The organism is Pseudokineococcus sp. 5B2Z-1 (genome assembly GCF_037482305.1).
Taxonomy (GTDB): domain Bacteria; phylum Actinomycetota; class Actinomycetes; order Actinomycetales; family Quadrisphaeraceae; genus Pseudokineococcus.
Genome location: NZ_JBBHZG010000008.1, coordinates 25814 through 40600, shown reverse-complemented (window position 1 = coordinate 40600; position 14787 = coordinate 25814). Strand labels below are relative to the sequence as shown.

13 protein-coding genes, 1 tRNA gene and 2 pseudogenes are annotated in these 14787 nt (G+C 78.6%); 14 read left to right on the top strand and 2 right to left on the bottom strand.

The genetic code is table 11. The annotated features are described in order from the left end of the window. Positions 1-39 precede the first annotated feature (39 nt). The 3 genes and pseudogenes from WDV85_RS15915 to rpmA all read left to right on the top strand — a co-directional run. Positions 40-4107, top strand: a complete 4068-nt coding sequence (locus WDV85_RS15915; protein WP_339571557.1) for an Rne/Rng family ribonuclease — start codon at positions 40-42, stop codon at positions 4105-4107. Between the two features lie 276 nt (positions 4108-4383). Next, complete coding sequence (rplU, locus tag WDV85_RS15910) at positions 4384-4701, top strand: 50S ribosomal protein L21 (RefSeq protein WP_298804662.1); 318 nt, start codon at positions 4384-4386, stop codon at positions 4699-4701. A 114-nt stretch (positions 4702-4815) separates the two neighbouring features. Beyond that, positions 4816-5064, top strand: a pseudogene (gene rpmA / locus WDV85_RS15905) (50S ribosomal protein L27); the annotation flags it as partial. Here the strand turns inward: rpmA and WDV85_RS17195 are convergent. Continuing rightward, positions 5047-5181: pseudogene (locus WDV85_RS17195) on the bottom strand (hypothetical protein); the annotation flags it as partial. The pseudogenes rpmA and WDV85_RS17195 sit on opposite strands and share 18 nt — an antisense overlap. A gap of 206 nt (positions 5182-5387) precedes the next feature. Here WDV85_RS17195 and obgE point away from each other — a divergent pair. Together obgE and proB are read left to right on the top strand one after the other, a co-directional pair. Next, the gene (obgE, locus tag WDV85_RS15895; RefSeq protein WP_445263363.1) at positions 5388-6941 is read left to right on the top strand and encodes a GTPase ObgE; all 1554 of its coding nucleotides are present in this window, start codon (positions 5388-5390) and stop codon (positions 6939-6941) included. Between the two features lie 71 nt (positions 6942-7012). Next, entirely contained in the window at positions 7013-8143 is a 1131-nt protein-coding gene (gene proB / locus WDV85_RS15890) for a glutamate 5-kinase (protein ID WP_445263365.1), read from the top strand. Between the two features lie 86 nt (positions 8144-8229). Here proB and WDV85_RS15885 read toward each other — a convergent pair whose 3' ends face one another. Further along, positions 8230-8643 (bottom strand): pilus assembly protein CpaE, encoded by a 414-nt coding sequence (locus tag WDV85_RS15885; protein ID WP_339571555.1) that lies wholly within the window; start codon positions 8641-8643, stop codon positions 8230-8232. A gap of 188 nt (positions 8644-8831) precedes the next feature. Between WDV85_RS15885 and WDV85_RS15880 the strand changes: the two genes are divergently transcribed. The 9 genes from WDV85_RS15880 to WDV85_RS15840 all read left to right on the top strand — a co-directional run bounded on the left by WDV85_RS15880 (position 8832) and on the right by WDV85_RS15840 (position 14724). Then, positions 8832-9356: an NfeD family protein gene (locus WDV85_RS15880; protein ID WP_212770948.1), complete on the top strand. Its 525-nt coding sequence runs from the start codon at positions 8832-8834 to the stop codon at positions 9354-9356. Continuing rightward, positions 9353-10594, top strand: coding sequence for an SPFH domain-containing protein (locus tag WDV85_RS15875; protein WP_339571554.1), 1242 nt, complete (start codon positions 9353-9355; stop codon positions 10592-10594). Before WDV85_RS15880 ends, WDV85_RS15875 begins: the two co-directional genes overlap by 4 nt. A gap of 104 nt (positions 10595-10698) precedes the next feature. Then, a complete protein-coding gene (locus WDV85_RS15870) occupies positions 10699-12039 on the top strand; it encodes a glutamate-5-semialdehyde dehydrogenase (RefSeq protein ID WP_339571553.1) in 1341 nt (446 codons plus the stop codon). A 100-nt stretch (positions 12040-12139) separates the two neighbouring features. Beyond that, positions 12140-12388, top strand: coding sequence for a hypothetical protein (locus tag WDV85_RS15865; RefSeq protein WP_339571552.1), 249 nt, complete (start codon positions 12140-12142; stop codon positions 12386-12388). A 185-nt stretch (positions 12389-12573) separates the two neighbouring features. Then, complete coding sequence (nadD, locus tag WDV85_RS15860; RefSeq protein ID WP_445263364.1) at positions 12574-13185, top strand: nicotinate-nucleotide adenylyltransferase; 612 nt, start codon at positions 12574-12576, stop codon at positions 13183-13185. Continuing rightward, the gene (locus WDV85_RS15855) at positions 13182-13397 is read left to right on the top strand and encodes a hypothetical protein (RefSeq protein WP_339571550.1); all 216 of its coding nucleotides are present in this window, start codon (positions 13182-13184) and stop codon (positions 13395-13397) included. Before nadD ends, WDV85_RS15855 begins: the two co-directional genes overlap by 4 nt. A 129-nt stretch (positions 13398-13526) precedes the next feature. Further along, positions 13527-13907, top strand: coding sequence for a ribosome silencing factor (rsfS, locus tag WDV85_RS15850; protein ID WP_339571549.1), 381 nt, complete (start codon positions 13527-13529; stop codon positions 13905-13907). Next, positions 13904-14557, top strand: coding sequence for a histidine phosphatase family protein (locus WDV85_RS15845; RefSeq protein WP_339571548.1), 654 nt, complete (start codon positions 13904-13906; stop codon positions 14555-14557). The genes rsfS and WDV85_RS15845 overlap by 4 nt, the downstream gene beginning before the upstream one ends. 94 nt (positions 14558-14651) lie before the next feature. Beyond that, positions 14652-14724: transfer RNA gene (locus WDV85_RS15840), tRNA-Ala, on the top strand. Positions 14725-14787 lie beyond the last annotated feature (63 nt).

Genomic DNA, 14787 nt, shown 5'->3' with positions numbered 1-14787 from the left:
GGTGCGGCGCGACGCGCGGCCCAGAACGGGAGCGCCCCCGTGGCACCGACCGACACCCCCGACCTGCCGACGGACACCGACGGCGGCACGTCGCCCGCCGCGCCGCCGCGCCGCCGCCGCGCCGCCTCACGGCCCGCCGGTCCGCCCTCCGCGGGCCCGGCGGCTCCCGCCTCGGGCCCGCCCGTGCCGGCCCCGACGGACGACGCCGCGCCGAGCGGGGCGTCGGCGGACGACCGGGCGACCGCCGAGCCGCCGGCGGCCGAGGAGGCGCCGGCGCCCGCCCGCCGTGCGCCGCGGCGCCGGGCCACCCGAGCCGCCTCGGCGCCGCAGCCCGTGGCGGACGGCGGCGCCGAGGCGGCCGCCGCCCCGGCCGACGCGTCCCCGCAGACCCCGGCGCCCGAGCCGGCGACCGAGGCCGAGCCGTCCTCCGGGCCGCAGCCGCCGGCCGAGGAGGAGGCGCCGGCGCCGAGAACCCGCCGTCGTCGGGCACCGCGCCGGGCCGCGGCCGCTCCGGAGCCGGACGCTGCGGGTGCGACCGAGGAGCCGAGCACGACCGGGGCGTCGGCCGGGACCGGTGACGCCGCGACGGCCGGGACGACCTCGACCGACGCCGCCCCGACCGACGCGGACGCGGCGGGTGCCGCCGCGCCGCGGCGTCGTCGCGCCTCCCGGGCGCGGGGCGGGAGCCGCAGCGCCGCGCAGGCGGCCCTGGCGGCCGAGCTCGCCGTCGCGCCGGGCGAGGCGGAGGAGACCCCCGGCGAGCCCTCGGTCGAGACCGCGGAGCGGGCGGAGACCGAGGCCGAGGAGACCTCGGCCGTGGCGCCCGAGCCCGGGCCCGGGACGGGCGACGCCGACGCGACGGACGCCGGCACGACGGGGGACGGCAGCACGGGCGCTGCCGCTGCGTCGTCGTCCGACGACGGGGACGCCACGGCCGCGCCGGTCGAGGCGCCCCCCGCGGCCGAGGGGGCCGTGGACGAGCAGACCCCGGAGGAGGAGGAGGCGGCGCCGTCGGTGCCCGCGGCCCTCTTCCAGGCGCCGGTCGTGGCGGTCGCCCCGGTGCGCCGTCGCCGGGCCGCGTCGCGGCCCGCGGGCCCGCCCGTCCACCTGGAGACCCCGCCGGCCCCCGACGCCGGTGCGGCGACGGCCGACCCCCCGGCCGACGGCGACGTCGTCGACGACGGGCCCGGCGCCGACCGTTCCACCGACGACCGCTCCACAGGCTCGGGGGCCGCTGCCGACGCGTCGACGACGACCGGGGCCACGGTCGAGGACGGGGAGCAGGAGGGGGCCACCGCGGCCTCCGGCCAGGACGCCGGCGCCGCCCTCGCCGCCGCCCTCGACGAGCTGGGCCAGGGGTCGCGCCGCGGGCGCTCGCGCCGCCGCCGCGGGGGTGACGACGCCGCGTCCGAGCCCGTCGACGACGGCGCGACGGCGCAGCAGCGCGACGAGGGCGACGACGAGGGGTCCGACGAGCAGGCCGAGGGCCGTGGCGGCGCCGGGGCCGACGACGAGCAGGGCGACGACGGGGGCCGTCGCCGCCGCCGTCGCGGCGGTCGCGGCCGCAAGCGCCGCTCCGGCGGCGACGACGAGCAGGGCGCCGGCGACGAGGCCGGCGCCGAGCGCTCCTCCGAGCAGGACGCCGGTGACGCCGACCAGGGCGAGCGGCGTCCCGGCCGGGGCCGCGACGGGTCCGACGACGCGTCCGGCGGGCAGGACGACGAGGGCCGTGACGACGACGCGGACCAGGGCGGGGACCAGGCCGAGGAGCAGGGCGGCTCGAGCCGTCGCCGTCGTCGCCGCCGCCGCAGCGGCTCGGGCGGGGACGCGGACGGCGGCGCCGGCTCCGAGGACGACCGCCAGCGCCGCCGCGCCGAGGAGGAGGTGACGGGCCTCAAGGGGTCCACCCGCCTCGAGGCCAAGCGCCAGCGCCGCCGGGACGGGCGCGACGGCGGGCGCCGCCGGCCGATCGTCACCGAGGCGGAGTTCCTCGCGCGCCGCGAGAGCGTCGAGCGGGTCATGGTCGTGCGCGAGCGCGGCGACCGGACGCAGATCGCCGTGCTCGAGGACGGCGTCCTCGTCGAGCACTACGTCGCCCGGCGCACGCAGACGTCCATGGTGGGCAACGTCTACCTGGGCAAGGTGCAGAACGTCCTCCCGAGCATGGAGGCCGCCTTCGTCGACGTGGGCCGCGGGCGCAACGCCGTCCTCTACGCCGGCGAGGTCGACTGGGACGCCGCGGGCCTGCAGGGCCAGCCGCGCCGCATCGAGCTGGCGCTCAAGGCCGGCGACCCGGTGCTCGTCCAGGTGACGAAGGACCCGGTGGGCCACAAGGGCGCCCGCCTGACGAGCCAGGTCTCGCTGCCCGGCCGCTACCTCGTCTACGTGCCCCACGGCTCGATGACGGGCATCAGCCGCAAGCTCCCCGACGTCGAGCGGGCGCGCCTCAAGAAGATCCTCAAGGCCGTGGTGCCCGAGGGCGCCGGCGTCATCGTCCGCACGGCGGCCGAGGGCGCGAGCGAGGAGGAGCTGCGCCGCGACGTCGAGCGCCTGCAGGAGCAGTGGGCCTCGATCGAGCGCCGCTCGACGTCGGTCGCCGCGCCGAACGCCCTGTCGACGGAGCCCGACCTCGCCGTGAAGGTCGTCCGCGACGTCTTCAACGAGGACTTCACCCGCCTCGTGGTCGAGGGCGACGACGCGTACGCGGTCGTCAGCGAGTACGTCGGCGGCGTGGCCCCCGACCTCGCCGACCGGGTCGTGCGCTCCGAGGACGCCGACGTGTTCGCCACCTACCGGGTCGACGAGCAGATCGCGAAGGCGCTCGACCGCAAGGTGTGGCTGCCGAGCGGCGGGTCGCTCGTCATCGACCGCACCGAGGCGATGACGGTCGTCGACGTCAACACCGGCAAGTTCACGGGCGCCGGCGGCAACCTCGAGGAGACCGTCACCCGGAACAACCTCGAGGCCGCCGAGGAGGTCGTGCGCCAGCTCCGGCTGCGCGACATCGGCGGGATCATCGTCGTGGACTTCATCGACATGGTCCTCGAGAGCAACCGCGACCTCGTCCTGCGGCGCCTCGTCGAGTGCCTCGGGCGCGACCGCACCAAGCACCAGGTCGCCGAGGTCACCTCGCTGGGTCTCGTGCAGATGACCCGCAAGCGGGTGGGCCAGGGCCTCATCGACGTCTTCAGCGAGCCGTGCGAGCACTGCGGCGGCCGCGGCGTCCTCCTCCACGAGGAGCCGCTCACCGGGAAGGGCGGCGACGACGCCGGCGCTCGCGGCGGTCGCCGCGGTGGCGGCCAGCAGGACGGGGAGAGCGAGCGGGACGGCGGGGACGGCGGCGGCCGCTCGCGCCGCTCGCGCCGGGGCCGCAGCGGCGCGGGCGAGGGCGAGGCGCCGGCTGCGGCCGACGCCGCCCCGGAGCCGGCCGAGGCGCCCGACGAGGCGGGCCGGCGCGCGGCGTCGGCCCGCGAGGTGGCCGAGGCGATCGCCCGCGTGGCCCGCGCGTCCCGGCACGAGCACGAGGCCGCCGTGGCCGTGGCCGAGCAGGAGGGCGGCGCCGCCGACGCCGCGCAGGCCGCGGCCGTCGTCGAGGCGGCCGTCGGGGCGGTGCGCGAGCGGTCCGCCGAGGAGGCGCCCGAGCCGGCGACCTCGGCCTCCGCGGAGGCGCCGACCTCCGGGCCCGCGGACGGCGCTCCCGACGCCGCCGCCGCGGCGGACGACGCGACGCCCGCGCCGGAGACGCCGTCCGTGCAGGACGAGCCGGTCGCGGCCCCGCGGAAGCGGACGCGCCGGGGAGCGCGCCGCGCCGCGGGCCCGGTGGGCGGTGCCGCGGCGGCCTCCGCGGGGGCGGACGAGCCGGTGGTGGGCACCCGGGAGGTGGCCGACCCGGCGGTCGGCGCCCAGGAGGTCGGCACCCAGGAGCCGGACCTCGACCGGGCCGGGGCGGCCGTCGAGGAGGCGGCGCCGACGTCCGACGCGGCGCCGTCCCCGTCGGGGGCGCGGGGGGAGGCCCCGGCGGAGGACGGCGCGTCGCAGGAGGCCGCGTCCGACGAGCCGGTGCCCGACGAGCCGGTGTCCGACGAGCCGGAGCCGGGCGACCGCTGACGCACGGCACGGGGCCCGCCGCACGGCGTGCCCCGTGCCCCGGCGCGGCGCGCCGCGGGCCCCGGGTTTGACCCCCTCGCCGCGCCGTCCGTACTCTTGCCCCCGGCGCACCACCGGTGCGCCCAGCGCCGTGCGCGCCCCGAGCCCCCGCAGCCGCGGGGGAGCGGTCCCGGTCCGCCAGGTCCTCGCGACCGGGTGGCCGCGCCGACCGCGCCCGAGCAGCAGATGCAGCCGTTCCGCCGGTCACCGACCGGTCGACGTCAGGAGAGTCCCGTGGTGTACGCGATCGTCCGCGCCGGTGGCCGGCAGGAGAAGGTGTCGGTGGGCAGCGAGCTGCTCATCGACCGGGTCGGCGGCGGCACCCCCGCGGCGGGCACCACGCTCCAGCTGGCGCCCCTCCTGCTCGTCGACGGCGCGACCGTCACGAGCGAGGCCTCCGCCCTGTCGGGCGTCACGGTGACCGCCGAGGTCGTCGACGAGGTCAAGGGCCCCAAGATCACGATCCTGCGGTACAAGAACAAGACGGGTTACCGCAAGCGCCAGGGCCACCGCCAGAAGCACACCCGGGTGCGCATCACCGCGATCGACAGCTGACGGTCGCGGCGGCTCCGCCGCCGCTCCCGCAGCAGCACCGGCGCCCCCGCGCGCCACCCCCCGACCCACCACCGGAGCCCACCACCGGGGCCCCTCGCCGACGGAGGCACAGCCATGGCACACAAGAAGGGCGCGAGCTCCAGCCGCAACGGCCGCGACTCGAACGCGCAGCGACTCGGCGTCAAGCGCTTCGGCGGCGAGCAGGTCACGGCCGGCTCGATCATCGTGCGCCAGCGCGGCACCCACTTCCACCCGGGCGACAACGTCGGCCGCGGCAAGGACGACACCCTCTTCGCCCTCACGCCGGGCGCGGTCCTCTTCGGCACCCGCCGCGGCCGTCGCNACGCTGCCCCCGCGGCCGCCGTTGCCACCGTCGGGCCCGCCGAGGGGCTTGAACTTCTCCCGGTGGACGGACGTGCAGCCGTGCCCCCCGCTGCCGCCCGCCACGTGCAGGACGACGCGGTCCACGAACATCGGCACGGGGGCCTCCTGGCTCCGGCGGGCCCCGCGGTCGGGGGCGCGCTCTGGGTGCTGCGGTGCGGGGCGTCCGGCGGGGGCCGGACGCGCGAGAGGGGTGAGCCGGCCGGCTCACCCCTCTCGCGCGTCCGGCCCCCGCCGGACGCCCCGCACCGCAGCACCCAGAGCGCGCCCCCGACCGCGGGGCCCGCCGGAGCCAGGAGGCCCCCGTGCCGATGTTCGTGGACCGCGTCGTCCTGCACGTGGCGGGCGGCAGCGGGGGGCACGGCTGCACGTCCGTCCACCGGGAGAAGTTCAAGCCCCTCGGCGGGCCCGACGGTGGCAACGGCGGCCGCGGGGGCAGCGTCCGCCTCGTCGTGGACGCGTCGACGACGACGCTGCTCGAGTACCACCACGCCCCGCACCGCGTCGCCGCGAACGGCCGCCCCGGCATGGGGTCCCACCGCCACGGCGCGGCGGGGGAGGACCTCGTCCTGCGCGTGCCGCCCGGCACGGTCGTCAAGGACGCGGCCGACGGCTCCCTGCTGGCCGACCTCGTGCACGTCGGCACCGACGTCGAGCTGGCCCCCGGCGGCGCCGGCGGCCTCGGCAACGCCGCCCTGGCGACCACCCGCCGCAAGGCGCCCGGCTTCGCCCTGCTCGGCGAGCCCGGCTGGTCGGGCGACGTGGTCCTCGAGCTCAAGTCCCTCGCCGACGTCGCCCTCGTGGGCTTCCCCAGCGCGGGCAAGTCCAGCCTCGTCGGAGCCCTGTCCGCGGCCAAGCCGAAGATCGCCGACTACCCCTTCACGACCCTGGTGCCCAACCTCGGCGTCGTCGTGGCCGGGGACGAGCGCTTCGTCGTCGCCGACGTGCCCGGCCTCGTCGAGGGCGCCAGCGAGGGCAAGGGCCTCGGCCTGCAGTTCCTGCGGCACGTCGAGCGCACGGCCGCGATCGTCCACGTCCTCGACTGCGCCACGCTCGAGCCGGGCCGCGACCCCCTGAGCGACCTCGAGACCATCGAGGCCGAGCTGGCCCGCTACGCCGTGGACCTCACGGCCACGGGCGAGCCGGGGCTCCCGCTCGAGGAGCGGCCGGTGCTCGTCGTGCTCAACAAGGTCGACGTCCCCGAGGCGCGCGAGCTCGCCGACTTCGTGCGCCCCGAGCTCGAGGCGCGCGGCCACGAGGTGCTCGAGGTCTCGGCGGCCTCCCGCGAGGGGCTGCGCGAGCTGTCCTTCGCCATGGCCGCCCTCGTGCGCCGGGCGCGGGCCGCCGTCCCCGAGCCGGAGGCGCCCCGCGTCGTCCTGCGCCCGCGGGCCGTCGACGAGACCGGCTTCACGGTCACCCGCGAGGAGGCCGAGGACGCCACCGGCGGCGTCCGCTTCCGCGTGCTCGGGTCCAAGCCGGAGCGGTGGGTCCGCCAGACCGACTTCAGCAACGACGAGGCCGTCGGCTACCTCGCCGACCGCCTCGCGAAGCTCGGGGTGGAGGAGGAGCTCTTCGCGAAGGGGGCGGTCGCCGGCTCCGAGGTGGTCATCGGTGACGACCGCTCGGCGCGCGGTGCCGTCGTCTTCGACTGGGACCCGACCCTCGTCGGCGGCGCGGAGCTGCTCGGCGGGCGCCGGGGCGAGGACCCGCGCCTGCAGGACGACGACCGCCCCACCCGCGGGGAGCGGCGACGCCTGCAGGAGGAGCGCAAGGCGGCCCGCGCCGCCACGCAGGCCGAGCTCGAGGCCGAGCGGCTCGCCGACCGCCGGGCCGAGCGCGCCGAGCGCGGCGACGGCTGAGCGTGGCCGCGAGCGCGCCGTCGCCCTCCGGCGGGCCGGCCGGCGCGACGGCGCCGGAGGGCGCCTCGCCCGTGCGGTCGCGCGCCGACCTCGCGTCGGCGCGCCGCGTCGTCGTCAAGGTCGGCTCGTCGTCCCTCACGACGGCCGCGGGCGGGCTCGACGAGGGCCGGCTGGGCGCGCTCGTCACCGCGGTCCAGGACCTGCGCGGGCGCGGCGCGGAGGTGGTGCTCGTGTCCTCGGGGGCGATCGCCGCCGGGCTCGCCCCGCTCGGCCTGGCCCGTCGGCCGCGGGACCTCGCCACCCAGCAGGCCGCGGCGAGCGTCGGGCAGGGGCTGCTCGTCGCCGCCTACGACCGCGCGCTCGGGGCCTCCGGCACGCCCGTCGGGCAGGTCCTGCTCACCGCGGAGGACGTCGTGCGGCGCGGCCACTACCGCAACGCGCAGCGCACCCTCGAGCGGCTGCTCGGGCTCGGCGTGCTGCCCGTCGTCAACGAGAACGACACCGTGGCGACCGACGAGATCCGCTTCGGCGACAACGACCGGCTCGCCGCCCTCGTCGCGCACCTCGTGCGCGCCGAGGCGCTCGTGCTGCTCTCCGACGTCGACGCGCTCCACGACGGCCCGCCCGGGCGCCCCGGCAGCCGGCGGGTGCCGCTCGTCGCGTCCGCCGCCGACCTGGCCGACGTCGTCGTCGGCGGCACCGGTGGCGCGGGCGTCGGCACCGGCGGGATGGCGACCAAGCTCGCCGCCGCGGGCATCGCCACCTCCTCCGGGGTGCCCGTGCTCCTGACGAGCGCGGCGCTCGCGGGCGAGGGCCTCGCCGGCGCGGACGTCGGCACGTGGTTCGCGGCCACGGGGCGCCGTCGCCGCACCCGGCTGCTGTGGCTGGCCCACGCCGCCCGGTCGCGCGGCGCGCTCGTCCTCGACGACGGCGCGGTGCGGGCCGTGCGCGACCGCGGCGCCTCCCTGCTGCCCGCGGGCGTGCGGGAGGTGCGCGGCGAGTTCGAGGCCGGCGACGCCGTCGACCTCCTCGACGGGACCGGCGCCGTGCTCGCGCGGGGCCTCGTCGGCTACGCCGCGGCGGAGGTGCCCGCCCTGCTCGGCCGCTCGACCAGCGACCTGGCCCGCGACCTCGGGCCGGGCTGGGACCGCGTGCTCGTGCACCGCGACGACCTCGTGCTCGTCCCGCCGGCACCCGGGTGACGGAGGCTCCACCTCCGCCCGGGGCGCCCTCTGGACCGTGAAGGAGGCGTCACCTGCGCCCCGGGAGGCGCCGGGCGACCCCGGGGTCAGGCGCCGCGGGCGGCGCGGGCCCGGACGGCGAGGACGGCGAGGGCGTAGGCCTCCTCCACGTCGTCCGCGCAGGAGGAGCGCTCCCCGTCCGCGTCGCGGGTGCGCACGACGAAGGCGCCGTCCTCCGGCGCCAGGCCCGCGAAGGCCTCGCCGAGCATCTCCCGCAGCTGGCCCTCGCGCGGCAGCCAGACGGCCTGCTCGGCCGCGACGGAGTCCAGGGCCCACTCGGTCGTGCCGTTGAAGCCGAGCACCCGGCCGGTCGCGTGGTCCTGCGCCTCCACGACCATCTCGGACAGGACGAAGACGTCGTCGTCCATGCCGCGGTCGGTGATGACGAAGCGGTCGCCGGACGCGGGCTCCCACGCCACGCCGGACGTCGCCAGCGCGCGGGCGGTGGGGACGGAGATCACGGGTGCCTCCCGAGGTCGGTGTCCTCCGATGCTGCGCCCCGGCGCCCCCGGGGCGCCACCGCGCGGCGGGTCGGGGCCCGGGGCCCTCCCGTCGGGGCGCCCCCGGCTAGGGTCGGACGCGAGCCGGTGCCGCCGCGGCGGGCGCCGGCGCGCGGAGGGCCACGACGGAGCGGCGACGGGGGTGCGCGGTGGACGGCTGGGGCGACCTGCAGTGGCTGCTCTGGGTGGGCCTGGCGCTGCTGCTGGGCGCCATCGAGGTCTCCTCGCTGGACTTCGTCTTCGGCATGATCGCCGCCGCGGCGCTCGTGGCCGCCCTGGTGGCCGCCCTCGGGGCAGACCTGCCCCTCCAGGTCATCAGCTTCGCCGTCGCCGCCGCGCTGCTGCTCGCCGTCGCCCGCCCCGCGGTCGTCCGCTGGGTCCGGCCGCGGCTGCCCGCCACCTCGACGGGGACGGACGCCAACGTGGGACGCCGCGCGGAGGTCCTCGAGCAGGTCACGGCGCGCGACGGCCGCGTGAAGCTCCGCGGCGAGGTGTGGTCCGCCCGCACCGACGGCGGCGCCCCGCTGCCCGTGGGCGTCGACGTCGAGGTCGTCCGCATCGAGGGCGCCACCGCCGTCGTGCGCGCCCTGCCCACCACCGACCCCGGGCCCGCCGCCGCGGGCCCGAGCGGCCCGACCAGCCCGAGCGCACCGAGCCCCTGGAGCCCCTCGTGATCGGCACCGTCGCCCTGTACGTCGTCCTGCTCCTCCTCGTCGTCTTCGTCGTCGCGACGGTGGTCAAGTCGGTGCGGATCGTGCCGCAGGCGAGCGCCGTCATCATCGAGCGGCTCGGCCGCTACTCGCGGACGCTGGACGCGGGGCTGCACTTCCTCGTCCCCTTCATCGACAAGCCGCGGGCGACGGTCGACCTGCGCGAGCAGGTCGTGTCCTTCCCGCCGCAGCCGGTCATCACCTCGGACAACCTCGTCGTCAGCATCGACTCGGTCATCTACTTCCAGCCCACGGACCCGAAGGCGGCGACCTACGAGATCGCCAACTACATCCAGGGCATCGAGCAGCTCACCGTCACGACCCTGCGCAACGTCGTCGGCTCGCTCGACCTCGAGCAGACGCTGACGAGCCGCGACCAGATCAACGGCCAGCTCCGCGGCGTCCTCGACGAGGCGACCGGGCGCTGGGGCGTGCGCGTGAACCGCGTCGAGCTCAAGGCCATCGACCCGCCCGCCAGCGTGCAGGACTCGATGGAGAAGCAGATGCGCGCCGAGCGCGACCGCCGCGCCGCCATCCTCAACGCCGAGGGCGTCAAGCAGAGCCAGATCCTCACGGCCGAGGGCGACAAGCAGTCGTCCGTCCTGCGGGCGGAGGGGCAGGCGCAGGCCGCCATCCTCGAGGCCCAGGGCCGCTCCCGCGCCATCGTCGAGGTGTTCGCGGCCATCCACCGGGGCAACCCGACGCCGAGCCTGCTGGCCTACCAGTACCTGCAGACGCTGCCGCAGATCGCCCAGGGCGACGCCAACAAGGTCTGGATCGTGCCGAGCGAGCTCAACGACGCGCTCAAGGGCGTCGGCGACGTCCTGGGACGGCGCGACGGCGGCGGCCACGACGACGAGCCGCACGAGGTCGACGTCGAGGGCGTGGGCGGCGACCTCGACGCGCCGACGCTGGAGGACCCGGGCGAGGCGCTGCGCCGCGCCCGGGAGGAGGCGCAGGGGGCCACCCGCGAGGCGGCGGACAGCGAGTCGGCCACGCGCCGGGGGCGGCGCGCCCCCGACAGCGGCGGCGACGTGCCGCCGGCGGCGGGCGCGCCCGACCCGGGCGCCGCGCCGGACCCGGCCCAGCAGGCCGGCGAGGCCACCCGGGCGGCCGAGCGGGCGCAGCGGGAGGCGGGCGCACCGCCGGTGCAGGGCCCGGACGACGGCGGGGCGGGCACGGACCGGGGGCCGACCGGCTGAGCACCCGCCGCGGCGGCCGGGGCCGCGCGCAGGCAGGACCGCCGGGACCGCCCGCCCTGCGAGAGCCCCGTGAGCCCCGGCCCGCGGGCGCCTACCCTCGGCGCATGACCGCGACCGTGGACGCTCCGACCTCCGCCCGCGCCGGCGAGGTCGAGGAGCCGCCCGCCGGGCAGGACGCCGTCCGGGAGGCCGTCCTCGACGTGTGCCGCGCCGCCCGGGTCGCCAGCAAGGCGCTCGCCACGGCGACGCGGGCCACCAAGGACGCCGCCCTGCTGGCCGTCGCCGACGCGCTCGTCGCCCAGGCCCCCCGGGTCGAGGCGGCCAACGCCCGCGACCTGGAGCGCGGCGCCGCGGAGGGGCTGCCCGCCAACCTCCTGGACCGCCTGCGCCTGGACGCAGACCGACTCGCCGCCATCGCCGGCGCCGTCCGCGACGTCGCCGCGCTGCCGGACCCGGTGGGCGAGGTCGTGCGCGGGCAGACCCTGCCGAACGGGCTGCGCCTGCGGCAGCTGCGCGTGCCGATGGGCGTCGTCGCCGTCGTCTACGAGGCCCGCCCCAACGTCACGGTCGACGCCGCCTCGCTGGCGCTCAAGAGCGGGAACGCCGTGGTGCTGCGGGGCGGCTCGGCGGCCCGCGAGACCAACGCCGTCGTCGTCGAGGTCGTCCGCGAGACGCTGGTCGCGTCCGGCCTGCCCGCCGACCTCGTGAGCACCGTCGACGAGCACGGCCGCGAGGGCGTGCGCCACCTGATGCGCGCCCGGGGGCTCGTCGACGTCCTTGTGCCGCGCGGGGGAGCGGGCCTCATCGCCGAGGTGGTGCGCTCCTCCACGGTCCCCGTCATCGAGACCGGCACGGGCAACTGCCACGTCTACGTCGACGCCGCCGCCGACCTCGACGTCGCCCTCGCGGTGGCCCTCAACAGCAAGACGCAGCGCACGAGCACCTGCAACACCGCCGAGACGGTGCTCGTCCACGCCGCCGTCGCGGGCGCCTTCCTCCCGGCCCTGCTCACCGCCATGAGCGCCGAGGGCGTCCGCCTCCACGGCGACGACGCCGTGCGCGCGGCTGCGGAGGGCCTCGACGGCGTCGAGGTGGAGCCCGCCACCGACGAGGACTGGGCCACCGAGTACCTGGCGCTGGAGCTGGCCGTCGCGGTGGTCCCCGACCTCGACGCGGCGCTCGCGCACATCGACCGGTGGTCGACCCAGCACACCGAGGCCGTGGTCACGCGCGACCTCGCCGTCGCGGAGCGCTTCGCCGCGGAGGTCGACTCGGCCGCCGTCATGGTCAACGCCTCGACGCGCTTCACCGACGGCGCCCAGCTCGGCCTCGGCGCCGAGGTCGGCATCTCGACGCAGAAGCTCCACGCGCGCGGTCCCATGGGCCTCGCCGAGCTGACGACGACGCGCTGGGTCGTCACCGGGGACGGGCACGTGCGCGCGTGAGGCGCCCGGGCGCCGGGCGGCCGGCCGCGGCCGCCGTGGCAGGATGCGCGTGCGGCGGCCCGCCCGGACCGTCGCCCGCCCCCCGGGAGGAGACCCGACCATGCTGAGCTCCGTCGTGGGGGCCGCTCTCGTCCTCGCCTCCGAGGCCGAGGGCGAGCACCACGAGATCGTCAACGAGCTGCCCTTCCCCTCGTTCTACTTCGGGCTCATCGCCTTCGGCGCGCTCATCGCGCTGCTCCTGCTGACCTACGCCTTCAAGAGCGTCAGCACGCGCCACCCCGACCGCGACGGGATGCACGAGGGGCCGCACGACGCGCCCCACGACGCCCGCGCCGGCTCCGGCCACTGAGCCCCGAGCCGGCCCCGGTGGCGGACGGCGACCCCGACGTCGCGGTCGACCCGGGGATGCGGGGGGACCGGGGGACGCGGGCGGACGTCCGCGCCGCGGGCGAGCCCGCCGGCCCCGTCGAGCCACGGGCGGCCCGCCGCCCCGAGCCGCCCGTGCCCTCGCCGGGGCGCCGACGCATCGGGGTCATGGGCGGCACCTTCGACCCCGTCCACCACGGGCACCTCGTGGCGGCCAGCGAGGTCGCGAGCGTCTTCGACCTCGAGGAGGTCGTCTTCGTGCCGACCGGGCGGCCGTGGCAGAAGGACCACCGCGAGGTCACCGACGCCGAGCACCGCTACCTCATGACGGTCGTCGCCACCGCCTCCAACCCCTCCTTCACGGTCAGCCGCGTCGACGTCGACCGCCCCGGCCCGACGTACACCGTCGACACCCTCCGCGACCTGCGCGCGACGACGGGGGACGCCCAGCTCTTCTTCATCACGGGCGCCGACGCCCTCCAGCAGATCCTCGGCTGGAAGGACGCCGACGAGGTGTGGGAGCTGGCGCACTTCGTCGGCGTCACCCGCCCCGGCCACGAGCTGGCCGCCACGGGCCTGCCGGCCGACCGCGTGAGCCTCCTGGAGATCCCCGCGCTGGCGATCTCCTCGACGGACTGCCGCGAGCGGGTCTCGCGGGGCGAGCCGGTCTGGTACCTCGTGCCCGACGGCGTCGTGCAGTACATCGGCAAGCACCGCCTCTACGCGGCGGACGGCGGGGCCGGCGGCGTGCGCCCCGCGGCCGACGGGCTGCTGCGGTGAGCGCGCGCGAGGACGGCGAGGACCTGCTGCGACGGGCCGCCGACGAGCTCGCGGCCACCTCCGCGCAGGGGCAGGCCGACGTCGAGCGCCCGACCGGGGGCCCCGGTCGCCGCGCGGGCGCCGACGAGGGCCCCGACGGCCCCGACGCCGCGGGCGTGGACCCCGACGACGTCTCGCCGGGCCCCGACCCCGAGAGGCCCTCGGAGCGCTGAGACCGCCCGGGCGCCCGGGGGCCGCCCGGGCCGGATCGCCGCCCGGGGCGACGGCCTCGGGGGAGCGCGCCCGCGTGAGACCCTGGGACCTCGGCCGCGGCGACCCGCCGCGGCGCGTCTGGAGGACCCGTGACCGCCACCGACCGCTCCCTGGAGCTCGCCCGCGCCGCCGCCGAGGCCGCCGCCGACAAGCTGGCGGACGAGGTGCTGGCCCTCGACGTCAGCGAGCAGCTCGTCATCACCGACGTCTTCGTCCTCGCCTCCGGCGACTCCGACCGGCAGGTGCGCGCCATCGTCGACGCCGTCGAGGAGCGCATGCGCGAGCTCGGCGCCCGCCCGGTGCGCCGGGAGGGCCTCACCGAGGCGCGGTGGGTCCTGCTCGACTACGCCGACATCGTCGTCCACGTGCAGCAGACGGAGGACCGCCGCTTCTACGCCCTCGAGCGGCTCTGGAAGGACTGCCCCGTCGTCGAGCTGCCCGAGTCGGTGCGCGCCGGCCGCTCCGCGTGAGCGACGCCTCCGGGGGCGGGGGCGCCGGGCCGGCGCAGGTGGTGCTGTGGCGCCACGGCCGCACCGCCTGGAACGCCGACGGGCGCTGGCAGGGCCACACCGACGTCCCCCTCGACGAGCGGGGCTCCGAGCAGGTGGCCGCGGCCGCCGCCGTCCTCGCGGCCCGGGGGCCGGTGCGGGTCGTCAGCTCGGACCTGTCACGTGCCAGCGCGACGGCGGGCGCCCTCGCGCTGGCCGCCGACCTGCCCGTGGCCCTCGACCCGCGGCTCCGCGAGGTCTTCGGCGGCGACTGGCAGGGGCTGCGGCGGGCGGAGATCGCCGCCGGCTGGCCGGAGCTCCACGCCGCCTGGCTCGCGGGCGACGACGTCCCGCTGGGGGGCGGGGAGCGGCGCACCGAGGCCGGTGCCCGCGTCCTCGCCGCCGTCGAGGAGCACGCCGCGCCGCTGGGCGACGGCGAGGTCCTCGTCGTCGTCGGCCACGGCGGCGCCCTGGGGGCGGCCCTCCTCCAGCTGCTGGGCCTGCCCCGCACCGCCGCCCCGGTCCTCACGGGCCTGCGCAACGCGCGCTGGAGCACGCTGCTGCGCGGGGCGCCGGGAGCGGCGCCGTGGCGGCTGCTCGAGCACAACGCCGGGGCCTGGTCGCACGCCTGAGGCCGGCGCCGCGGGGCGATTTGGACGCCGTCGAGCGGCCGGGCTAGTCTCTCCTCCGTCCTCGCAGGGCCCTCCGGGTCCCGCAGGTCGGTCCGGGGCTGTGGCGCAGCTGGTAGCGCACCTCCATGGCATGGAGGGGGTCAGGGGTTCGAATCCCCTCAGCTCCACCGGACACCGTCGGGCCCGTCCCCCTCGTGGGGGGGCGGGCCCGACGTCGTCCCGGGGCGGGA

What these genes read in the sequence shown, in the direction of transcription:
- WDV85_RS15865 (WP_339571552.1), top strand. Translation starts at nt 12,140, where the DNA reads ATGCTGAGCTCCGTCGTGGGGGCCGCTCTCGTCCTCGCCTCCGAGGCC.
- nadD (WP_445263364.1), top strand. Translation starts at nt 12,574, where the DNA reads ATGGGCGGCACCTTCGACCCCGTCCACCACGGGCACCTCGTGGCGGCC.
- WDV85_RS15870 (WP_339571553.1), top strand. Translation starts at nt 10,699, where the DNA reads ATGACCGCGACCGTGGACGCTCCGACCTCCGCCCGCGCCGGCGAGGTC.